16 protein-coding genes are annotated in these 22,912 nt (G+C 68.0%); 8 read left to right on the forward strand and 8 right to left on the reverse strand.

Going from position 1 to position 22,912, the window contains the following annotated elements:
• Positions 1-82: 82 nt before the first annotated feature.
• The 6 genes from DFW101_RS07745 to DFW101_RS07770 all read left to right on the forward strand — a co-directional run bounded on the left by DFW101_RS07745 (position 83) and on the right by DFW101_RS07770 (position 7,987).
• Positions 83-790, forward strand: a complete 708-nt coding sequence (locus DFW101_RS07745) for an acid phosphatase (protein WP_009180955.1) — start codon at positions 83-85, stop codon at positions 788-790.
• A gap of 156 nt (positions 791-946) precedes the next feature.
• Positions 947-3,091 carry a Tex family protein gene (locus tag DFW101_RS07750; RefSeq protein WP_009180956.1) on the forward strand — a complete coding sequence of 715 codons (2,145 nt, stop codon included), beginning with the start codon at positions 947-949 and terminating at the stop codon, positions 3,089-3,091.
• 1 nt (position 3,092) lies between these two features.
• Positions 3,093-4,400 carry a GNAT family N-acetyltransferase gene (locus DFW101_RS07755; protein WP_009180957.1) on the forward strand — a complete coding sequence of 436 codons (1,308 nt, stop codon included), beginning with the start codon at positions 3,093-3,095 and terminating at the stop codon, positions 4,398-4,400.
• Entirely contained in the window at positions 4,390-6,675 is a 2,286-nt protein-coding gene (locus DFW101_RS07760; RefSeq protein ID WP_009180958.1) for a xanthine dehydrogenase family protein molybdopterin-binding subunit, read from the forward strand. Before DFW101_RS07755 ends, DFW101_RS07760 begins: the two co-directional genes overlap by 11 nt.
• 8 nt (positions 6,676-6,683) lie before the next feature.
• Positions 6,684-7,157 (forward strand): (2Fe-2S)-binding protein, encoded by a 474-nt coding sequence (locus DFW101_RS07765; RefSeq protein ID WP_043642764.1) that lies wholly within the window; start codon positions 6,684-6,686, stop codon positions 7,155-7,157.
• The gene (locus DFW101_RS07770; protein WP_009180960.1) at positions 7,154-7,987 is read left to right on the forward strand and encodes an FAD binding domain-containing protein; all 834 of its coding nucleotides are present in this window, start codon (positions 7,154-7,156) and stop codon (positions 7,985-7,987) included. Before DFW101_RS07765 ends, DFW101_RS07770 begins: the two co-directional genes overlap by 4 nt.
• A 108-nt stretch (positions 7,988-8,095) precedes the next feature.
• Here the strand turns inward: DFW101_RS07770 and DFW101_RS07775 are convergent, their stop codons facing one another.
• From DFW101_RS07775 to DFW101_RS07810, 8 genes are all read right to left on the reverse strand, one after another.
• A complete protein-coding gene (locus tag DFW101_RS07775; protein WP_009180961.1) occupies positions 8,096-9,307 on the reverse strand; it encodes an MFS transporter in 1,212 nt (403 codons plus the stop codon).
• Positions 9,304-10,413, reverse strand: coding sequence for a pyridoxal phosphate-dependent aminotransferase (locus DFW101_RS07780; RefSeq protein WP_009180962.1), 1,110 nt, complete (start codon positions 10,411-10,413; stop codon positions 9,304-9,306). Before DFW101_RS07780 ends, DFW101_RS07775 begins: the two co-directional genes overlap by 4 nt.
• On the reverse strand, positions 10,397-11,710 hold the full coding sequence (locus DFW101_RS07785; RefSeq protein WP_009180963.1) for a hypothetical protein: 1,314 nt from the start codon (positions 11,708-11,710) through the stop codon (positions 10,397-10,399). Before DFW101_RS07785 ends, DFW101_RS07780 begins: the two co-directional genes overlap by 17 nt.
• Before the next feature lie 62 nt (positions 11,711-11,772).
• Positions 11,773-12,870, reverse strand: coding sequence for a glycerol dehydrogenase (locus DFW101_RS07790; protein ID WP_009180964.1), 1,098 nt, complete (start codon positions 12,868-12,870; stop codon positions 11,773-11,775).
• A gap of 107 nt (positions 12,871-12,977) precedes the next feature.
• Positions 12,978-14,588 (reverse strand): response regulator, encoded by a 1,611-nt coding sequence (locus DFW101_RS07795; protein ID WP_009180965.1) that lies wholly within the window; start codon positions 14,586-14,588, stop codon positions 12,978-12,980.
• Position 14,589: 1 nt separating this feature from the next.
• Positions 14,590-16,362 carry an ATP-binding protein gene (locus tag DFW101_RS07800; RefSeq protein ID WP_009180966.1) on the reverse strand — a complete coding sequence of 591 codons (1,773 nt, stop codon included), beginning with the start codon at positions 16,360-16,362 and terminating at the stop codon, positions 14,590-14,592.
• A gap of 12 nt (positions 16,363-16,374) precedes the next feature.
• Entirely contained in the window at positions 16,375-18,975 is a 2,601-nt protein-coding gene (locus DFW101_RS19775) for a PAS domain S-box protein (protein WP_009180967.1), read from the reverse strand.
• 62 nt (positions 18,976-19,037) lie between these two features.
• Complete coding sequence (locus DFW101_RS07810; protein WP_009180968.1) at positions 19,038-19,487, reverse strand: response regulator; 450 nt, start codon at positions 19,485-19,487, stop codon at positions 19,038-19,040.
• Positions 19,488-19,958: 471 nt separating this feature from the next.
• Here DFW101_RS07810 and cyoA point away from each other — a divergent pair, with 471 nt between their 5' ends.
• Both cyoA and cyoB read left to right on the forward strand, forming a co-directional pair.
• Complete coding sequence (gene cyoA, locus DFW101_RS07815; protein WP_043642766.1) at positions 19,959-20,858, forward strand: ubiquinol oxidase subunit II; 900 nt, start codon at positions 19,959-19,961, stop codon at positions 20,856-20,858.
• Positions 20,859-20,881: 23 nt separating this feature from the next.
• Positions 20,882-22,867, forward strand: a complete 1,986-nt coding sequence (cyoB, locus tag DFW101_RS07820; protein WP_009180970.1) for a cytochrome o ubiquinol oxidase subunit I — start codon at positions 20,882-20,884, stop codon at positions 22,865-22,867.
• The last annotated feature ends 45 nt before the right edge of the window (positions 22,868-22,912 follow it).

Here is a 22,912-nt window from a genome sequence, read left to right on the forward strand (position 1 = left end):
AAAATTAGGACGAGAATTTCGAGGGCTTACAATTTCCCCCGGCCTTTGGTACTGCGTTAAGAAAATACCGGGGGAATCCACCATGCGCCACCTGAGTCGCGTCTTCCTGCTCGTCTTTCTCCTGCTCCTGCCGCACTATGGACTGGCCGGGGAAACCGCTTACCTCCCGCGCGGGCAGATTGATTTTTCCAGGCTTCTGGCTCCGCCGCCAGCCGTGGGCTCGCCCCGGCAGCAAGAGGAAATGGCCCAGCTGCTGGCCCTGCAAAAAGAACGCACCCCGGCCCAGGAAGCCTTTGCCCTGGCGGACGCGGACCGCTCCGTCTTCCGGTTCGCGGACGTCTTGGGACCGGATTTCACGCCCGGGAAATTGCCCCTGGCCGAGGCTTTTTTCAGGGCTGTCACCAAAAACGCGTCCGCACTCCTTGGCTCCGCCAAGGAACACTGGAATCGTCCCCGGCCCTACGCGTCCAATCCCGACATCCATCCCTGCGTGCCCAAACCCAACAACGCCTCCTACCCGAGCGGACACTCCACCTTCGCCACCGTGACCTCCATCCTTCTCGCCAACATGCTTCCCGAAAAACAGGACCAGATCTACGAACGCGCCGAGCGCTACAGGTTCAACCGGGAGATCGGCGGGGTCCACTATCCGAGCGACGTTGCGGCGGGGCGGCTGGCGGGCACGGTCATTGCCGCCTTCCTGCTGGAGGATCAGGCCTTTCAGGCCGATTTCGCCAAGGCCAGGGCCGAGGTGCGCCAGGCCCTGGCCTTGGACCCAATCGCCCCCTGAAGCCGCCGCCTGGGGCGGCGGCCAACGCTCCGTCCCCGGCCGCAGGGCGGACAGGCAGACGGCCCCACTCCCCACCGGACGAGGCGCGAAAGCGTCGCCGGCGGCCCGGCGGCCTCCGGCCGGGTCCGGCAGCCGCCAGATCGAGGAAGCACCCGCGTGAACGAAAACCATTGTCCCCGCATCGCCAAGGAACTGTCCCTGTCCGTGCCCCAGGTGGCGGCGGTGGCCAGGCTGCTGGAGGAAGGGGCCACGGTCCCCTTTGTGGCCCGCTACCGCAAGGAGGCCACCGGCTCCCTGGACGAGGTGGCCGTGGCCGCCATCCGCGACCGTCTGGCGGAACTGGCCGAACTGGACAAGCGCCGCGAGGCCATCCTGTCCTCTCTGGAAGAGCGCGGGCTGCTCGGCCCCGAACTCAAGGCCGCCGTGGAAAAGGCCGAGGACAAGGCCCGGTTGGAGGACATCTACCTGCCCTACCGGCCCAAACGCCGCACCCGGGCCGCCATGGCCCGGGAACGGGGGCTTGATCCCCTGGCCCAGGCGCTCATGGCCCAGCAGGGCCGCGATCCCCTTGCCCTGGCCAGACCCTTCGTGCAGGCGGACAAGGGTGTGCCGGACGTGGAAAGCGCCCTGGCCGGGGCCCGGGACATCCTGGCCGAGGAGACGGCCGAACATCCCCGCCTGCGCGCGGCCGTGCGGGACCTCTTTCTTCGCCGTGGCCGGTTCCGGTCCAAGGTCGTCAAGGGCAAGGAGGCGGCCGGGGCCACCTTCCGCGACTGGTTTGCCTGGGACGAACCCTTGCGGACCATCCCTGGCCACCGGGCCCTGGCCATGTTCCGGGGGGAGGCCGAGGGGTTTCTGTCCCTTAGCCTGCGGCCGCCGGAGGAGGAGATCGTCGCCCTCGCCCGGCGGTTCCTGCTGCGCGGCCAGGGACCGGACGCGGCAGAAGTGGCGGCCGCCCTGGCCGACGGGTGCAAACGCCTGCTGGCGCCGTCCCTGGAGACCGAGACCCGGGCGGAAGTGAAGGCCCGGGCCGACGCCGAGGCCATCCGGGTCTTTTCCGCCAATCTGCGCGGCCTGCTCCTGGCCCCGCCGCTTGGCCAGAAGCGGGTGCTGGCCCTTGATCCCGGCTTTCGCACCGGGGCCAAGCTGACCGTGCTGGACGCCCAGGGCGGCCTGCTCCACCACGCCACGATCCACCCCACCGCCTCCGCCGGCCAGCGGGAGGCCGCGGCCGCCGCGGTCAAGGCCTTGTGCGACCGGTTCCAGGTCCAGGCCATCGCCATCGGCAACGGCACGGCCGGCCGCGAGACAGAGGCCTTCGTGCGCGAGCTTGGCCTGGACCTTCCCGTGACCCTGGTCAACGAGGCCGGCGCCTCGATCTATTCCGCCTCGGAGACGGCCCGGCGGGAGTTCCCGGACCTGGACCTGACCGTGCGCGGCTCGATCAGCATCGGCCGCCGGCTCATGGATCCGCTGGCCGAGCTGGTCAAGCTGGACCCCAAATCCATCGGGGTCGGCCAGTACCAGCACGACGTGGACCAGGCCGGCCTGCGCCGGGCCCTGGACGACGTGGTCGCGAGTTGCGTCAACGCCGTGGGCGTGGACGTGAACACCGCCAGCCAGGAGCTGCTGACCTTCGTGTCGGGCCTCGGCCCGGCCCTGGCCAAGGCCGTGGTGGCCCACCGGGAGGCCAACGGCCCCTTCCCCAGCCGAGACGCCCTGCGCCAAGTGCGGCGGCTCGGACCCAAGGCCTTCGAGCAGGCGGCCGGATTTTTGCGCGTGCGCGGGGAGGAGCCGCTCGACGCCAGCGCCGTGCACCCCGAGCGCTACGCCCTGGTGCGGCGCATGGCCCGGGACGCCCACTGCACGGTGGGCCAGCTCCTGGCCGACGCCGCCGCCCGGGCCAGGATCCGCCCGGAGGCCTACGTCTCCGGCGACATCGGCCTGCCGACGCTCACCGACATCCTGGCCGAACTGGAAAAGCCGGGCCGGGACCCCAGGGCGGGCTTCAGCGCCTTCGCCTTTGCCGAGGGCGTCAACCGGATCGAGGATCTGGCCGCCGGCATGGAACTGCCCGGCCTGGTCACCAATGTGACCAGGTTCGGGGCTTTCGTGGATATCGGCGTCCACCGGGACGGCATGGTGCACGTAAGCCAGCTGGCCGACCGCTTCGTGTCCGATCCGGCGGAGGTCGTGTCCGTCAGCCGCGAGGTGTGGGTGCGGGTGGTGGAGATCGATTTGGAGCGCGGCCGCATCGGCCTCAGCCTGCGCGGCCTCAAGGCCAAGGAAACGGAGCGATAGCATGGACTACGACGCGGACCTCCTGAAGGAATTCCTGCTGGCCGCGGGGAGCCCCCCCGACGCGGTCGCCGGCCTCGAACCGGGCGTGGCCCTGGGGGATCAGGGCGTTTCCCCGGAGATTCGGGCGGCCCTGGCCGCCTGCCTGTCCGAGGCCCTGGGCGCGCCTCCCGCCCCTCCCCTCCTTTTGGAGCGGGGGTCGCTTGACGGCTGGTCCGCCTTTCTCCGCGACGCCCTGGATGACGCGGCGGTCAAGCGCGCCGCCGTCGCCAGGATCGTGGCCGGGAAAAAACCGCTGCCCCCCGGCCAGGCCCATGTGATCGACCGGATGCGGCCCGGGGACGCCCCCGGGGTGTCCCGGCTCTTTCACGACATCTACGGCGACAAGTATCCGGTGGTGGACTACTTCGTCCCGGAGCAGCTGGTGGCGCTCAACCGCCGCGACGCGGTCCTGACCCTGGTGGCCCGGCTGGCCTCGGGCGAAATCGCCGGCACCGGCGCGTTTTACCGCAGTTCGCCGCCAAACCCGGCCGTCTACGAGCAGGGCCAGCTTCTGGTCGCTCCGGAGTACCGGCAAAGCTCCATCGCCTTTCGCATCCTCAAGGAACTCGACGAGGTCTCCCGGTCCATGTCCTTTGCCGAGGCTTTTTTCGGCGAGGCGGTGTGCAGCCACCTGGTCACGCAAAAGACCGCGGTGCGGCAGAACTACGCGGTGTGCGGCCTGGAACTCTCGCTCATGCCGACCGGCGCCTACGAGAAGGAAGGGGCTTCGGGCCGGATGAGCTGCCTGCTCCACTTCCGGGTGGACCGCGACCGGGCCCAGCCGCTTTTTCTTCCCGAGTCGTATCGTCCGGTCCTGGAGCACATCCTGTCCGGCCTCGGTCTCGACCGCGACATCCGGTATGCCGCGCACGACCAGCCGGCCGCGCCCCACACCGAGCTGGCCTCGCGGGTCTTTGATTTCGCCCAGGTGGAGCGCGTCCAGGTGCCCGCCATCGGCCAGGATTTCGCGCAGCAGGTCGAGGCCCTGGCCGAGCGGGGCCGCCGCCGGGGGCTGGCCGTCATCCAGGCGTACCTCGGGGCCGGGGAACCGGGCGTGGCCTTTGCCGCCGAAATCCTGAACCGGCATGGCTTCATCTTCGGGGGACTGGCCCCCCTGTGGTTCGGCCACGACGCCCTCCTGTTCCAATGGCTGGCCGAGCCGCCCGCTTTCGCGGCCATAAACCTCCTGACCGACCGGGCCAAGACCCTCCTCGGCCATATCGAGGCCGATTGGCAGCGGCAACAAGGCCGGCACCGCCATGAGGGATGACGCCACGCCCCGGGCCGACGCCCTGGCCAAGGCCACCGGACAGGAACGCTACAGCGCCGACGAGACGCCGCCGGGCTGCCTGTGGGCCGGTGTCCGGCGGGCGGGCATTCCCCACGGCCTGATCACCGCCTTGGACGTGGCCGCCGCCCGGGACACGCCCGGCGTGGCGGCGGTCCTGACCCGGGCCGACGTGCCCGGCACCAACCGCCAGGGCATTGTCCACAAGGACCAGCCGGTCCTGTGCGGCCAGCGCGTGCGCCACTGCGGCGACGCCGTCGCCCTGGTGGTGGCCGAAAGCCGGGCCGCCCTGGCCGAGGGCCTCTCCCGCATCGCCGTGGACTTCTCCCCGCTGCCCGGGGTGTTCGATCCGGTGGCCGCCTTGCTGCCGGACGCGCCCCTCGTCCATCCCGGCCGCGAGGACGGCAACCGCCTGGCCCACGGCCTGGTGGAGAAAGGCGACGCCCCGGCCGCCCTGGCCGGGGCGTCGGCCGACGACGTGGTGGTTTTTGACGAGTTTCACACGCCCTTGCAGGACCACGTCTTTCTGGAGCCGCCAAACGGCCTGGCCCGGCTGACCCCGGCCGGCCTCCTCGACATGGTCGTCTCCACCCAGGCCCCGTTTCGCGACCGCTTCGAGATCGCCCATGCCCTGGGCCTTGACCCCATGAAAATCCGCATCCGCGCGCCCTATCTCGGCGGCGGTTTCGGCGGCAAGGACGGGGCCACGGTCCAGTGCCTGCTGGCCCTGGCCGCCCTCCACGCGCCGGGGCGGTGGGTCAAGATGGCCTGGAGCCGCGAGGAGACGTTTCTGGCCGGCTACAAGCGCCATGCCGCCACGGTGCGCCTGCGCCTCCTGGCCGGGCGCGACGGCACCCTGCGCGCCCTGTCCGGGGTCCTTAATTTCGACGCCGGCCCCTACGCCCACCTGAGCGGCGAGATCATGGCCCTGGGGATGGAACATGCCGGCGGCCCGTACCGCATTCCCCACACCCGCATCGAGGGATTCTGCGCCTACACCAACAACCCCGTGGGCGGCGCCTTCCGGGGATTCGGCGTGGTCCAGGCCGGCTTTGCCACCGAGCGCCTGATGGACGCCCTGGCCGTGAAGCTTGGCCGGGACCCGGCCGGCCTGCGCCGGCAAAACGCCCTCTGCCCGGGAGAGCGAAACTGCGCCGGCGTCACCGTCGAGGCCGGCACCGATACGGCCGCCTGCCTGGACGCCGTCATGGCCCACCCCTTCTGGACCGGGCGCGAAGCCTGGAAAAAGGCGGCCCCGGCCTTCACCCGGCGCGGCACGGGCCTGGTCGCCATCCAGAACGCCATGGGCTACGGCCGGGGCCTGCCCGACGCCGCGGCCGCCAAGCTGGAGCTGACCCGCCAGGGAACCTTTCGCATCCACAACTCCGTGCCGGACATGGGGCAGGGCAACGCCTCGGCCTTCGTGGCCATGGCCGCCAGGGCCCTCGGTCAGCCGGCGCACGCCGTAACCTGCGTCCAGCCGGACACCCGCACCTGTCCCCCGGCCGGCTCCTCGTCGGCCAGCCGCACCACCTACACCTTTGGCAACGCCCTGTTGCGAGCCTGCCGGGCCATGCGGGAAAAGCTCCTCGCCCGGGCGGCCCTGGCCCTTTTGTGCGACGCCCCCGAGCGGCTCGAACTGCTGCCCGGGGCCGTGTCCGATCCGGCCACCGGACGGGCCGTGCCCCTGGCCCGCATCGGCCTGATGCTGTGCCGCGACGACCGCATCTGCATCGACCAGTTCGTCATGCCGGTGGTGGATAATCCGCCGGACACGGGCCGGGAGTTCAAGCTCGGGTTTCCCCACCGCTTCTATTCCTATGGGGCGTGTCTTTGCGCCGTGGAGGCGGACACGCTGACGGGCACGGTGCGTCTGGCCCGGTGCCTCGTGTCGGTGGCCTGCGGCCGGGTGTTTTCCCTGGCCGGCGTCGAGCAGCAGCTCCAGGGGGCCGCGGCCCAGGGGGCCGGGCTGGCCCTGTTCGAGGATACGGTCCTCGACCGGGGCCGGATGCGGGCCAAGGATCTCGGCACCTATCTGATCCCGACGGCCCTGGACCTGCCCGATACCCGATGCCTGGCCCTCGACGACGACGAGCCGACCGGCCCCATGGGCCTCAAGGGCATGGGCGAAGTCGGCATCCACGGCCCGGGCCCGGCCGTGGCCCAGGCCCTTTACGACGCCACCGGCATCTGGCTGCGACGGTTGCCCGTCACCCCGCAGGCGGTGCTTGAAGCCATGGGAGGCCTGCCCTCGTGAGCGAACATATGGAACTGTCCTTTACGCTAAACGGCGCCCCGGTGCGCATGGCCGTCGAACCCGGCCGGCGGGTCCTCGATCTTTTGCGCGAGGATTTGGGGCTGACCGCCGCCAAGGAAGGCTGCGGCTCGGGCGAATGCGGGGCCTGCGCCGTGCTGGTGGACGGGGAGGCCAAGCTGTCGTGCCTCATGCTCGCGGCCCAACTGCCCGGCCGCAGCGTGGTCACGGCCGAGGGCCTCGGCACCGTCCTCGCCCCCCATTCCATCCAGGAGGCCTTTGCCGGCTGCGGCGCGGTCCAGTGCGGCTACTGCACGCCGGGCATGACCATTGCCACGGCCGCGCTTCTGGCCCAAAATCCCGATCCCGACCGCGAAGAGGCGCGCCGGGCCATCTCCGGCAACCTGTGCCGCTGCACCGGGTACGTCAAAATCGTGGACGCGGTCCTGGCGGCCGGGGCGGCCCTGCGTGGGGAAAAAGAGTGATCCGCCGGGTGTTTCGTCCCGAAAGCCTGGAGCGGTTGTGGCCGCTTCTGGCCGACGGCGCCCGGGCCATGGCCGGGGGCACGGATCTGCTGGTGCGGCGCGAGGGGCAGGCCCCGATGGACGTGGCCCTGCTGGAAGGCATCGCGGAACTCGCCGGAATTGCCGAAGAGCAGGGGCTGGTGCGCCTGGGAGCCCTGGCCAGCCACAGCAGCCTGGCCGCCCACGGGCTGGTGCGCGAACGCCTGCCGGTGCTGGCCCAGGCCCTTTCGACCCTTGGCTCGCCGCTTGTCCGCAACATGGGCACCCTCGGCGGCAATATCGCGACCGCCTCCCCGGCCGGCGACACCCTGCCGCCGCTCTATGCCCTGGACGCCCTGGTGGAACTGGCCTCCCAGGACGGCCGACGGCGTATGCCGCTTGGCGATATGATCCTCGGTCCGGGACGCACGGCCCTCTCCCCCGGCGAGATCGTCGCCGCCGTCCTTGTCCGCCCGCCAGCGGCAGACGCCCGGCAGCATTTTGAAAAGGTCGGCCGCCGCGGCGCCCTGGCCATTGCCGTGGCCAGCCTGGCCGCCGTCATCTCGCGTGACGCCGATGGCCGGGTGCGAGAAGCCCGGCTGGCCGTGGGCAGCGTCGGGCCGACGGTCCTGCGCTGCCCGGCCGCCGAGGCCGCGCTGACGGGCCAGCTTCTCACCCAGGATGTTTTGCAGGAAGCGGCCGGGCGCATCCGCGCCGCCGTCTTGCCCATCGACGACCTCCGGGCCACGGCCGCCTACCGCCGGCAGGTGGCCGGCAACCTGCTGCTGCGGCTGGCCGCCAGGGAAGCGTAAAGGGAAAGAAGCGGGGGAGCACCTCCGGCGGCCGGGGGCCTCGGCCCCCCGGACTCCAAATGGGAAAACGGGTTGGTTGCCCTTGCGCACCATCTGCCGGCGGCACGCCTAGACCTGCCGCCGGCCCTGCCAACGGCCGGCGGCCAGGGGCAGGATGCACAGCCCCGAAGCCGCCGCGCAGACGGCACACAGCCAAAAGAGCTTCGGATACCCGGCTCCGGCCGCAAGCAACATCCCGCCCGCCATCGGACCGGCCACATAGCCCGCATCCATCATGAAGAGCATCAGGTTCATGTTGACCCCGCGCAAATGAGCCGGCGAATGGCCGAACATGACGGCGTTTAGAAGCGGCAGGGCCACGCCGAGGCTCAGGCCGTAGCCGCCGGCCAGGATCAAAAACCGGATGACGCCCGTTGTCGCGGCAAACCCGGCCATCACGCCGGCAAGGCCGGCCAGGGCGGCCAGGAGCGGAATTTCCTTGGGCAGCCGGTCGTAAAGCGACCCGCCCGCCACCCGCACCAGTATGGACGCAGCCGTCGAGACGGTGAAAAAAAGGCCCGGATCGGCCAGCCCGAGGCCCAGCGCAAAGGGCTTCATGAAAAAGAATATCAGCGTGGTGCTCAAAAAGACGCACAGATTGGCCAGGAGGATCAGCCGCACCGGCGGCAGGGCCAGATCCTGGCGCAGGTCGGCCAGGCGCGGCCGGCCCGTGCCCTGGACCCCGGCCATGGCCCGGCGGCCCAGGCGCCGGCCCAGGGGCGCGAGCAGGGCCAGGCCGGGCAAGACCAAAAGCGAGCAGGCGGCATAGGCCGCATCCTCGCTCCCCAGGCGCGGCAGCAGCCACTCGGTCAGGGGCGGCATGACGGCATAGGGCACCAGGGCCGACAGGGAGAAATAGCCGAAAGCCCGGCCGGCCAACCTCGGCGGGATGACGCGCGACAGGAGCACGATCACGGCGCTGACCAGACACACGAAGGCCAGGCCGTGGAAAAGCCGCACGCCAAGAATCGGCCCGACGCCCCGGGCGAACTGGTAGCAACAAAGGGCCACGCCCATGGCAGCCAGGGCGATCCGGGCCACGGCCAAGGCGTTTCGCGGCGTGACCAGGACAGAGAGAAACGGCCGCAGGCAGAAGGCGGCCAGGGGCTCGGCCCCGAGCAGCACCCCGCGCCAGGCCGGATCGATGCCGAGCCGCTCCAGGTAGCTGGCGAAGCCGTAGAAAATGGCGATGTTGCAAAAGCCGAAGGTCGCGGCCAGGGTCAGCACGGTGAAGTCGTAGCCGAAAAGCCGTTCGGCCGGTTCTTTCCCGGTATCGCTCATGACTTGTCCAGCACCTTGCGAAAGGCCCGGGCAAAGGCCTCCATGGCCGGCTCCCGGGCCAGGGTGATCCGGATCCAGCCGGGAAAGCGAAAGCTCGTCATGGTGCGCACCATCACCCCCTCGCGCATGAGCCGGCGGTAGAGAAGCGTGTCGGAAACCGGCGTGCGGACCATGATGTAGTTGCCCGCGCCGCTGACCTGCTCAAGGCCCATTGCGGCAAACAGGCCGCCCAGGAAGTCCCTGGCCTCACCCACCATGCGCCGGGTGGCGGCAATGTGCCCGGCGTCGTCGGCCAGGGCGGCCGTGGCGGCGATCTGGCCCAGGGCGTTGACCGAATAGGCGATCTGGGTGCGCCGCACGATGTCCACGGCCGCGAGCGAACCGCACAGATAGCCGACCCGCAGCCCGGCCAGGCCGTACATCTTGGAAAACGTGCGAAAGACCAGCACGTTGGCATGGCGGTCGATGACCTCCATGCCGTCCGGGAAATCCGGGTCGTCGATGAATTCGCGGTAGGCTTCGTCGAGGACCACCACGGCCCGGCCGCCAAGGGCCGTTAGAAACCGGTCCAGGGTCCGCCGGTTCCACCACGATCCGGTGGGATTGTTGGGATTGCACACGAAGACGATCTTGGTCCGCCCGGTTGCGGCCGCCAGCATGGCCCCGGGGTCCAGGGCCTGGTCGCGAAGCGGCACCAGCCTGGCCTCGATGCCGGTGAAGCGGGCCACCCATTCGTAGACGGCAAAGGTCCTGTCCACCGTGACGATGGCGTCGCCCAGGGCGCAAAAGGCCCGCACCACCGAACCGATGCCCTCGCACGAGCCGTTGCCGACCAGAAACTGGTCCGGGCTTTTGCCGAACTTGGCCGCCAGGGCCAGCCGCAGGTCATAGGCGTCGCCGTTGGGATAGATGGCGGCCCGGTCCGGGGCATAGGCGGCGATGGCCTCCCGGGCCAGGGGCGGAGGGCCAAGGGCGTTCTCGTTGTTGTTGAGCCGATACAGATGCGACACGCCGTACTGGCGCATGAGCACCGGATCGGGCCGGCTTGGCGTATAGCTCTCGAATTCCCGGACGTGGGCCGGGACCAGGTCAATGAGGCCGGACATGCTGCCACACGACCAGGTCGCCGTGTCCGCCGTGGGGCAGCACGACTTTCGGCGCGAATCCCGCCTGGATCAGGTCGTCGGCCAGGGCCGCCTCCCAGGGCCTGGAAAGGTCCATGTAATAGAGAATGTTGCAAATCCCCTTGTCCCGCAGGGCGCACACATGGGCGGCCAGGTTGCCGGCCATGTCCTCGCCGTCCAGAAACGGCCGCAGCTCGCCCAGGTCCCGGTTGCGATCGAGCGTGCAGCCAAGGAGCGATTCGCGGCGCTCGCGCCCCTGGGGCGCTGCGACCGGCAGGATGTCCCGGGGCATGGCCAGCCGGTCGTAGGTTTCGCGCAAAAAGTCCAGCAAGGCCGGCCGGCTCCAGACCGCCGTGCCGGCGTCTTCCCGCAGATGGCGAAAGAGGACCGGTTCGGGGCGGCAGTTCCCGTCGCGGTGGAGTTCCAGGCAGCCCAGGGACTCGAAGGCGTCCGGAGGCGCGTCGGCTGTGGCCCGAAAGCTCAGCACGATTTCGTATTTTTCCCGGGCCACGGCCGCGAGGAAGCCGTCGACCAGAAGCCTGGCCACCTCCCCGGCATCGCCTTCGGGGGCAAAGACAAAGGGCCCGGAGAAAAAGAGGGCCCGGTCGCTGCACGGGCTCCAGCTGAGCAGGCCCGCCAGCTGGCCGGCGGCGTCAAAGGCCGCCACGCAGGCGATCTGCCCGTCCTCGACCCGGTCGGCGAACTTGCCGGGCGTGCGGAAACTCTGGGGACAATGCCAGGCCGGAGAAACGGCCAGGGCCAGGGCGGCGCCCTGGGCCAGCTGGGCCGGATCGGTGCAGGCCCGGACCGTGTACGGCGGCCGGAGGCCGGCCGGAGGCCGGACCTGTGGCGCCGGCGGGTAGGCCCGGTCCACCTCGGCTTCGAGGAGAAAGCGCTTGTCGCCCTTGTGGTCCAGATGAAACCGGTCCGCCGCCTTGCCGGCCAGGAGCAGGCCCAGGTCGTGGGACGGTTCCTCCGCCGGGCAGGCCTTGATGCCGGCCGTGACGTTCAAGGCCCCCAGGGACAGGCTCGTGGCGGTAAAGGCGAACGCCAGGCGCAGCGTATGCCGTTTGCCGGTCAAGACCACGCGCAGGGGCTCGGTGTCTTCGGCCAGCCCGACCAGGCAGAGGAAAAATTCCTCCGCGGTCAGCTGCAGGCGGAGGCTTGCCCGCTGGTCGAACCCCTTGCGCAAGGCCAGCGTTTCGGCCGCCGCCGTCAGGAGACGGGCGAAGGCGATATCCGGCGGTATTTCCATCGAAACCAGCAGGTCGTCTGCCATGGGCACTCCGGGCGCAAATTCCGGCAACGGCCGAAAGGCGGCAAGTATCGTTTCCAATCAACTTAGAGGGCCGGCCGGCGGCGGCGCCCTTCGGCGTCAGCGGCCTTGAGGGCGGCAAAGACGGTGGCCGGAGCGATCTCCGCGGGCTCGTTGAAGATGGACTCCCCGGGGGCGCATGTTTTTTCGGCCACCCGGCGCAGGTCCTCGTCGCCAACGCCAGGCAACCCCAGATCGGCCAGGGTGGTCGGCAGGCCGAGGGCGGCGCACAGGCCGTAGACTTCGTCCATGACGGAAACGGGCTTGTCCGTCAGGAAAAGCGAGGCCAGGACGCCAAAGGCCACCTTTTCGCCGTGGCTGCGGCCCCGGACGCCCGGCAGGGCGGTCAGGCCGTTGTGGATGGAATGGGCCGCCCCCAGGCCGCCGCTCTCGAAGCCAAGGCCGCTTAACAGCGTGTTGGCTTCCACCACCCGTTCCAGGGCCGGCGTGACCACCCCGGCCTCGCAGGCGGTGCGGGCCGAAAGCCCGTAGTCGCGGATCGTCTCGTAGCAAAGTCGGGCCAGGGCGTAGGCGGTCATGGACCCCAGGTCCCCGGCGATGTTCGGCCCGCGGCTCACGCGGCAGGAATCGGCCTCGAACCAGGTGGCCAGGGCGTCGCCCATGCCGGCGACCAGAAAACGGGCCGGGGCCTGGGCCATGACCTCGGTATCCACCAGCACCAGATCGGGATTGCGCGGCAGGATGTCCACCCGCGTAAACACGCCTTCCGGGGAGTAGACGATGCAGACCGAGCTGCACGGCGCGTCCGTGGAGGCGATGGTCGGGACCACGGCCACGGGCAGCCCGGTCCGGGCGGCCACGGCCTTGGCCGTGTCAAGCGTCTTGCCCCCGCCAAGGGCCGCCACGGTCTCGGCCCCGAAGGCCTTGGCCGCGACCACCAGCCGCTCGATTTCCCGGTCCGTGCACTCCCGGCCGAAGCGCTCGACCAGCACCTCCCCGGCCTGCTCCACTGCCGGCAGCACGGGCGGCAGCAGATGCTCCAGCGGGTGCGGGGAACACAGGAAAAAATGGCGTTTCCCCAGCCGGGCCAGCTCATGGCCCAGGCGGGAAAGGGCCCCGGGCCCCTGGACATAGCGTCCCGGAAAAAGTGTCGTGCGTATCATGCCGCGCTCCTTTGCCGCGGGCTCCGGACCGGGCCGGGCCGCTCCGCCCTTTCCGGGCGTCCTTGCGGCTCCCCTTACTTCACGCCGGCCCTCCGGCCAAGCCCCCCCTACGCCGCGTCCCGCCTGTCCATGAGCACCTTGTTGATGACGCTTTTGAGCGCATCCATGTCGAGCGGCTTGGCGATGTAGGCATCCATGCCGGCGTCGATGAATTTTTCCCTGTCCCCGGCCATGGCATAGGCCGTCATGGCGATGATCGGGATGTCTTTGGCGGCGTCGGTCAGGCCGGCCCGAATGGCCCGGGTCGCCTCGACCCCGTCCATGACCGGCATCTGGATATCCATGAGCACCACGTCGAAATCATACAGCCGCAGGAGACGCAACACTTCCTGGCCGTTTTGGGCGCAGGTGAGCAGGCAACCCGATTTTTCCAGCACGCGCCGGCCGTACAGGAGATTTTCCTCGTCATCTTCCGCGAGCAGCACCCGGAGCCGCGGCTTAAGCACGTCGTTGCCGGTCGCCGGCCCTTCGGAACGGGCCGGCGCGTCCCTCGGCCGCCGGAAGGGCAACGTCAGGTAGATGGCGGTGCCCCGGCCCTCGGTGCTGTCGATGTCGAGTTCCCCGCCGAGAAGGGACACCAGCCGGCGGACGATGGCGAGGCCCAGGCCCGCCCCCTGGAAGCGGCGGGAATAGGCGCCCTCGACCTGGCTGAAGGGTTCGAAGATATCGGCGAGGAGATGGTCCGGGATGCCGATTCCGGTATCCGTGACCGTGAAAAGCACCCGGAGGCTGCCGTCGTCCCGCAGGTGCATGGGCGTGGCCGTCACGGCCACCCGGCCGTATGCGGAAAATTTCACGGCATTGCCGACCAGGTTGAAAAGGATCTGGCGCAGCCGGGTCTCGTCGCCGATCAAGGCCGCCGGCATCCGGTCGTCGACGAGAAAGTCCAGGGCCAGGCCCTTGCCGCGGGCGGCCTGGTCGAATGTCTCGATCACGGCTTCCTGCTGGCTTTTGAACTCGAAGGCGGTCTCCACGATGGGCAGCCGGCCCGCTTCGATCCGCGACAGGTCGAGGATGTCGGCGAGCAGCCGGGTCAGGCGCTGGGAGGACTTGATGGCGTTGGTGATGTATTCGCGTTGTTCCGGGTCGGCGTCCGTGGTCTGGAGCAACTGGAGCATGCCGAGGATGCCGTTTAAGGGCGTGCGTATCTCGTGGCTCATGTTGGCCAGGAAATCGCTCTTGGCCCGGTTGGCGGCCTCGGCCTCCTCCACGGCCTTTTGCAGTTGCGCCGTGCGATCCCGGACGCGTTCCTCCAGTTCCAATTCCGCCCGCTTGTTGCGGATGGCGTAGCGTACGGACCGTTCCAGCAGATGGGCATTGAGCATGGACTTGGATAGATAGTCCGTGGCCCCGGCTTCCATGGCCTTGAGATCCACTTCCCGGTCTCCCTGGCCGGTCAGGAAGATGGACGGCACGGCAAGGCCTCGCCGGCCGAACTCTTCCAGGAGTTCCAGGCCCGAGCGCTCGCCGAGCTGGTAATCGAGGAGGCAGACGTCGAAGCGCCCGGATTCCAGGGCGGCCAGCGCTTCGTCGTAACCGGCGGCCCAGCTGAGGGCGTACTCCTGGCCCAGGATCCTGGCGAAGTGCCCGGCGGCGATGATGAAGTCATCCTCGTCGTCGTCGATGATCAGGACGCTGATCGGGGAGGCCGTTGGCATGTTAGTTCTCTGGCGTTTGCTGGTTAAGGGGGATGCGCATGATGAAGGTCGCCCCCTGGCCCGGCTGGCTCTCGGCCGTCACCGTCCCGCCGTGGCGTTCCACGCTTTTCCTGACGATGGCCAGCCCGATGCCCGTGCCCGGGAACTTGCTGCGGCCGTGCAGCCGCTGGAAGGGTTGGAAGATTTTGTCCCGGTACTTCTCTTCGAAGCCGATGCCGTTGTCCGCCACTTCTATCCGGGCGTAGGGGCGGCCGTCCTCGGTCACGACCGTGCCGCTCACCGTTATTTCCGGAGCGTCCTGGCCGTGGAATTTGAGGGCGTTGGAGAAAAGGTTCTGGAAGGCCCGGCGCAACTGCGGCACATCGACCGAGGCCGTGGGCATCGGCCCGATGACGATCCGGCCGCCCGTCTCGGCCACGGCCGCCTCGATGTCGACCACGGCCTCGCGGGCCAGGGCCTCCAGGTCGGTGGGAACGAAGGGGTTGGGCCGGGTGGTGATGCGGGAGTATTCGAGCAGGTCCAGGATGAGCGACTCCATCCGGTCGCCGGCGCCTTCCATCCGGCGCAGATAGTCGAGGCCCGTTTCGTCGAGGTTTTGCGCGTTATTCTCGCGAAGCCTTTCCCCGAAGGCCTTGATCTTGCGCAGCGGTTCCTGGAGATCGTGGGAGGCCATGGCGGCGAAGTCCTCGAGCTCCCGGTTGCTGCGCTCCAGGTTGGCGGTGCGCTCCATGAGCAGGCCCGAGGCCTCCTCCAGGGCCCTGCCCACCGCGTCCGTCTCCTCCAGGCCGAGGTTGCCGGGATACGCCCGCTTCCCGGCGGCCAGGTCCCGGGCCGGAGGAATGAGGCCCCAGATGGACCGGGAGATGCTGCGGCCGATCAGCCCGGCCAGCCCCACGCCCGCGACGGACAGCAGGGACGTGCCCGCCACGGCCCACAAGAGCCAGCTGCGCAGCTTCACCCAGACCAGGGGCTTTGGCACGTGGAGGACCACTGCCCAGCCGGTGGCGGCTGACTTGCTCATGCTGGCCAGGGAGGGAATATCCTCCAGATTCCTGAACTCCCGGACGAAGTCCCCTGGACCCGGCCCGCCGAGCAGGGGCGGTATCCGCTTGCCCACGTATTGCTCCGGGGCCAGGGTGCGGTTGACGACCACCCGGTCGCTGTCCATGACCAGCCCCACCCACCCCGGCGGCAGGGGATACCGGGACATGATGGCCACGATCCGGTCCGTGGGCAGGGTCATGGCCAGGTCGTAGGCGACCTTCCCGTCGCGAAAGACGGGCACGTCCACGCTGATCATGTTGCGCCCGGTGACGGCTCCCTTGAACAGGCCGCTGACGCCGGCCTTCCCCTGCTCGAACACCCGGGCCACCACGGTGCCGATGTTGCGCTTGGGCAGGCTGGCGCCCAGGGGGCGGTAGGAGTTGACCAGCTGCTGGCCCGTGGCGTCGGCCAGGATGATGTCCGCCCCCTCGTAGGACTGCAGCAGCCTTTTGGCCTGGTGGTGGAACGCGCCGAAATCCCCGGTGCCAAGCGCCGGGGAGGTGGAGAGCGCATGAAGGACCGACTGGATGACCTCGATTTCCTGGTCCAGGACGAGACGGAGGTTTCGCGCCGTCTGCAGCAGCTCCGTTTCGATGGTCCGCTTTTTGTCCTGGTAGGCGAAATAGACCAGGGAGCCCGCGGCCAGCCACACGGGCAACACGCAGGCGGTGACCAGGCAGGCCAGCCTGAAGCGGATGGAACGCCAGTTCCAAAGGGAAGCCAGGCCCATGTTATCCCATCCTCATGCGTGGCGGTTGACGGGCAGGGTCACGAGGAAGCGCGCGCCCTTGCCCGGCTCGCTTTCGGCCGTGACGGTTCCCTTGTGCCGTTCGACGACCTTGCGGACAATGGCCAGGCCGATGCCCGTCCCCTGGTAGGCGTTTCTCCCGTGGAGGCGCTGGAACGGCTGAAAGACCTTGTCCTTGTACTGGGGGTCGAAGCCGATGCCGTTGTCGGCCACCGAGATCCGGACCATCTCCCGGCCCTGGTCGGAGAAGACCTCGCCGCTGACGCGCACTTCCGGCGGGTTCCGGCCGTGGTATTTAAGCGCGTTGGAAAGGAGGTTTTGGAAAACCTGGCGCATCTGCACGACATCGACCTCCGCGCCCGGCAGGTCCTCGACGGTGACGGTGGCGCCGGTCATCTCGACCAGGCGGTCGAGGTCCTCGGCCGACTGGCGGACGATCTCCCCGAGATCGGCGTACACGAACACGTGGGCGCCGGTGGCCACCTGCGAGTAGTCGAGCAGATCGTTGATCAGGGACTGCATCCGGGCCGCCGCGCCCTCCATGCGTTTGAGGTAGTCCTTTCCCGCCGCGCCGAGGGCCTCGGCGTACTCCAGGCGAAGCCGCTCCCCGAAGACCTGGACCTTGCGCAAGGGCTCCTGGAGATCGTGGGACGTGATGTAGAAGAAATTCTCCAGTTCCGCGTTCCTGGACTCGAGTTCGCGGGTGCGTTCCCGGACCCGGTCCTCCAGGGCGTCCCGGGAATGCCGCAGCTCCTCCTCGACCAGCTTGCGCTCGGTGATGTCCTTGGCCACGGCCAGCACATGCGGCCGGCCGTCGATCTCCATGAATTCGATGGAGAGCAGCACGCTTTTGACCGCCCCGGACCTAGTCGTGATCCGCATTTCGGAATCAACGACCTTTTCCCCGGCCGCAAAGAAGCCGCCAAGCGGGCCGCGCGCATCCTTGGCGTCCCATATGCCGACCTCGCGCGTGGTCCTGCCGATGAGTTCGCCGGCACCGTAGCCTGTGAGCCGCAGATAGGCGTCGTTGGCGTAGACGTAGCGGGACTCGCCAAAGGACACGATGGCCATGGGCGCGGGGCTGGCCTGAAAGACCATCTTGAATTGCTTGTCGCGTTCCCTGAGCACCTGCTCGGCCATTTTGCGCGCGGTGATGTCCTCGCTGAAAACGACGATTCCGCCGATGGCGCCCTGGGCCGTGTACCAGGGACGGACTTCCCAGCGGAGCCACTGGGTGGCGCCGTCCGCCCGCAGGAAGGGATCGTCCTCGGCCCGCTCCACGCTGCCGGCCAGGCCCCGCTGGTGGATCTTTTTCCACCGCTCCGGAATCTCGGGAAAAATGTCGTAGTGGCTGCGGCCAAGCAGATTGTGCCCACCCATGCCGTAGTCGGTCAGCCAGCGCTGGCTGACCGCCATGTAGCGCATCTCCCGGTCGAACATGGCGATGGCCGCCGGCGCGTGCTCGATGAAAAGCCGGAGCTGTTCCTCGCGCTCGCGCAGTTCCTCCTCCATGCGTTTCTGTTCCGAGATGTCGGTATTGGTGCCGAACCACTGGACCACCCGGCCCGCGGAATCGAGCAAGGGGTTTATCCGGGTCAGGAAGGGACGGAACCGGCCGTCGGCCCCACGCAGGGGGAAGACCATGTCAAAGGGTTTGCCCGTGGCGATGGACGCCTTCCACTGCTCGACCACGTCCGGGAGCGTGGCCGGGTCGTGCACGCGCTGCCAGCCCCAGCCTTCCATCTGTTCCGGGGTCGTGCCGGTGTATTCGTACCAGCGGTCGTTGTACCAGAAGATGTGCCCGTCGGCCTGGGCGATCCAGGCCAGCTGCGGGATGGCGTTGGCCATGATCCGGAACTTCACCTCGCTCTCGGCGAGCGCCTTGGTGCGCTCCGAGACGCGCCGCTCCAGGTCCGCGCCGGCCAGGCGCAGTTCCTCGACCGCCTGGCGTTGCGAAAGGGCCAGGGCGAGATGGCGGGCGACCAGCTCCAGGCCGGCGATGAGCTGGCGCGTGAAAAGCCCCCGGCGCCTGTCCTCGAGCTGGAGCAGGCCGTGGGTCGTCGCCCCGAACCGGATGGGGATGAGGGCCGAGGACTCGTAGCCCGAGCCGATGCAATTGCCCCGCAATTGATCGAGGAGCTCGGGCCGCTCGGCGATCAGAGCGGTGTTGCTGTTGACCCACAGGCTGCCGTAATCGGTGACAAAGGGCTCGCTGTGGTCGAGCCGGCCCTGGATGACCATGCCGCAGGCGCATTCGAGCAGCGGCCCGCCGTCCTCGCCCCGGGCGGGTCGCCCGTGCCCGCCCCTGGGGCAAAGGCTGTTCTCCAGCCGGACGAATTCCTCGGAAAGCCCGGTGGTCAGGAAGTAGGGAAAATCCTCGCCCTCGCGCAGCCGCAGGCCCACGGCCGCAAAGCCCGTTTCCCGGGCGACGAGGCTCACGACCGCGCGCAACAGGTCGGGGGTGGAATCCTCCGACTTGATCAGGCCAAGCGTCCCGGCGAGCAGGGAATCGAGGGCCGCGCGCCCCGCCAGTTCCAGACGCAGCCGCCGCACCTCCCGCAGCAGCTCGTCCCGGCTTTTTCCGCCATCATGCATGGGGTACCCGTGTCCGCTGCGTTCCGTTGCCATCCCAACGGGTTTTGCCGGGCCGCGGCCGATCAGTCCTCGGGCAACTTGACGATCTGGAACCAGTATTCGCCGAGCTTGCTGACGATTTCACACATGCTCTGAAACGTGACCGGCTTGGTGATGAAGCAGTTGGCGCCGTCCTTGTAACTGCGGTAGATATCCGCGTGCGTCTGGGAGGTGGTGAGGACAATGACGGGGATATCCTTGAGGTTGGGATCGTTTTTTATCTCCCTGAGGGCCTCGCGGCCGTCCATGCGGGGCATGTTGAGGTCAAGGAGAATGATGTCGGGCCGGGGGGACAGGGCGGGATCGGCAAACGCCCCCCGGCGCCTCAGGTAATCCACGAGCTCCACCCCGTCTTCCACCACGCGGAGATCATTGGAAAGCTTTGATTTTTTAAAGGAATCCCGGATGAGGATCACGTCGTCCTCGTCGTCGTCGGCCAGCAGGATCACTGCGGGCTTGGCAGCGCTGCACATGGCATCACCTCGGCATTTTCCCATCCCGTTACCAAGAAGCATCCGAAACAGCCAGCAAATCCCTGCCTGTCCGCCTCTCCTCGTCCGGTCCGCGCCCAGGGGCGTGCCGGAGCCGCGCGCGGCCCTTCCCGCGCCGGCCCGGCCCGGACGGCTGGCCACCGCCGGGCCGGGGGAAGCAGGAGCGGACGGCTGGTTGCCGCCGCTATCGGGGAGCCCGCAGCATCCTTGTTCCAAGATATCGGCTGGCCGATCTTGTCAAGGCGTATTTGCGCCCGGGGCACCCCGGCCGGGGTCCGGGAGGATCGACGGGACGGGCAGGACGCCATGCTGGCGCTGCGGCGGCCCGAGCGCCGGCCGGCCGGGAAGCGCGGCCACCTGTTTCGCGTTGACAACCCGTCGCGAAAAAACGTAGATTGATAAATACTCGAACGACAAAGTGCCATGCGCCTTCGCGTTCATTGGGGTGACCACATGAAAAGAAAAATTCCTTTTCTTTGCGCCATGTTGACTTTGCCATGCCTGGCGGCGTTTCTCGAAGGCTGCAGCAAGATGCTCATCTTCAACCCCAAAGGCCCCATCGGCGAGTCCGAGCGCTCCATCATCTTCGTGGCCTTCGGCTTGATGCTGATCGTGGTCATTCCCGTTATTGTCATGTCCATCTGGTTTCCCCTCAAATACAGAGCCTCGAACACCAAAGCCCCCTACGATCCCAAATGGAGCCATTCCGGCAAGATAGAACTGGTCATGTGGTGCGTGCCGCTGGTCATTGTTCTCATCCTGGCCACGATCACCTGGCGGGAGACCCACCGGCTGGACCCCTACCGGCCCATCGCCTCGGAAGCCGCGCCCCTTGACGTCGAAGTGGTGAGCCTCGACTGGAAATGGCTTTTCATTTATCCGAAAGAGCATATCGCCGTGGTCAATGAATTCGTCTTTCCCGCCAAGGTGCCCCTGAGTTTCCGGCTCACCTCGGACACGGTCATGACGTCGTTTTTCATTCCCCAACTCGGCAGCCAGATCTATGCCATGGCCGGCATGCAGACCCGGCTGCATCTCCTGGCCGATGCCACCGGCGTCTTTGCCGGCCAGAACCAGCAGTTCAGCGGTGAAGGCTATCCGCGCATGAACTTCGACGCCACGGCCACCACGCCGGAAGCGTTCGACGCCTGGGTGCGCCGGGTCCGGCAGTCCCCGGACAGACTCGACGCGGCCCGCCTCGAGGAACTGCGCCAACCCGGCGTTCCGGCCGGGCCCCTCTATTTTTCCTCGATCGAACCCGGCTTGTTCGATGGGATCATGAAAAAATCCGTCTCCATGCCGATGCCTCCCGAGGGCACGGCTGCACCCGCCCATGCCGGGCACGGACAGTAAGGCGACCACGGAGGACCATGCCAATGTTCGGGAAACTCAGCCTTTCGGCCATACCGTACCACGATCCCATCGTCATGGGCGCGGTCGTCGGCTCCATCCTGGCCGCCCTCGGCGTTCTGGCGCTCATCACCTACTTCAAGAAATGGCCCTCTCTCTGGCAGGAGTGGCTGACCAGTTCCGATCACAAGAAGATCGGCATCATGTACATCATCCTGGCGCTCATCATGCTGCTGCGCGGCTTTTCCGACGCCATCATGATGCGCGGGCAGCAGGCCATGGCCCTGGGCGCGTCCCAGGGGTTCCTGCCGCCGGACCACTTCAACCAGGTCTTTAGCGCCCACGGCACGATCATGATCCTTTTCATGGCCATGCCGTTCCTGTCCGGGCTCATGAACCTCATCGTGCCCCAGCAGATCGGGGCCCGGGACGTGGCCTTTCCGTTTTTAAACGCCGTCAGCCTCTGGCTGGCCGTGGCCGGGGCCCTCCTCGTCATGGTGTCGCTCGGGGTGGGCGAATTTTCCAAGGCCGGCTGGTCGGGCTACACGCCCTTGACGGAGCTCGCCTACAGTCCGGACACCGGCGTCGATTACTGGCTGTGGTCGCTGCAGATCTCGGGCCTCGGCACACTCCTCACCGGCGTGAACTTTCTCGTCACCATCCTCAAGATGCGCGCCCCGGGCATGACGCTCATGCGCATGCCGCTTTTCACCTGGAACCTGCTTTTGACCAACGTCCTGATCGTCTTCTCCTTTCCGATCCTGACCGTGGCCCTGGCCCTCCTGGCCCTCGACCGGTACTGCGGCATGCACTTTTTCACCAACGAGCTTGGCGGCAACTCGATGATGTACGTGAACCTCTTTTGGACCTGGGGCCATCCCGAGGTCTACATCGTCGTCCTGCCGGCCTTCGGCATCTATTCGGAAGTCGTGGCCACCTTTTCCAGCAAAAAGCTCTTCGGCTACACCTCGCTGGTCTGGGCCACGGCCGCCATCATGCTCCTGTCCTTCTCCGTCTGGGTGCACCACTTTTTCACCATGGGCGCCGGAGCCAACGTCAACATCTTCTTCGGCATCTCGACCATGATCATCGGCATCCCCACCGGCGTGAAGGTCTTCAACTGGCTTTTCACCATGTACCGCGGCCGCGTCCGCCTCACCACGCCCATGCTGTGGACCATCGGCTTCCTGACCACCTTCGTCCTCGGCGGCCTGACCGGCGTCCTCTTGTCCGTGCCGCCGGCCAACTACGTGATCCACAACAGCCTTTTTCTCATCGCCCACTTCCACAACACGCTGATCCCGGGCACGCTCTTCGGTTTCTTTGCCGGCTACTCCTACTGGTTTCCCAAGGCCGTGGGCTTTCGCCTGAATGAAACCTGGGGCAAGCGCTCCTTCTGGTTCTGGCTGACCGGCTTCTACCTGGCCTTCATGCCGCTTTACATCCTCGGCTTCATGGGCATGCCCCGCCGGATGCAGCACTACGACAACCCGGACTGGCAGCCGCTCCTGATCGTGGCCGCCTTTGGCACGGCGCTCATCCTCGCCGGCATCGCCTGCACCCTCGTCCAGCTCTACGTGAGCTTCCGGGACCGCCACGCCAACCGCGACCTGACCGGCGACCCCTGGGACGGGCGGACCCTCGAATGGGCCACGTCCTCGCCGCCGGCCGTCTACAACTTCGCCACCATCCCGGTGGTCGAGGACCGCGACGCCTTCTGGGACATGAAGGAACGCGGCCTGGCCTACCAGCGGCCCGACCGCTACGAAGACATCGTCATGCCCAAAAACACCGGCCACGGCTTCGTCATCGGCGTCCTGGCCTTTGTCTTCGGCTTTGCCATGATCTGGCACATCTGGTGGCTGGCCCTGGCGAGCTTCCTGGCCCTTGCCGCCACCCTCATCGCCAAGTCCTTCGACGACGACGCCTATGCGATCATTCCGGCGGCCGAGGTCGAACGGATCGAGACCCTGCGCCTGCGGGCCATGCCGCAGCCGGCCCGGGTCTCCTAGAGTCGCGTCCATGAAAAAAGTACATACTTTTAAGATAAATAACCA

It is taken from the genome of Solidesulfovibrio carbinoliphilus subsp. oakridgensis, assembly GCF_000177215.2.
GTDB lineage: Bacteria > Desulfobacterota > Desulfovibrionia > Desulfovibrionales > Desulfovibrionaceae > Solidesulfovibrio > Solidesulfovibrio carbinoliphilus.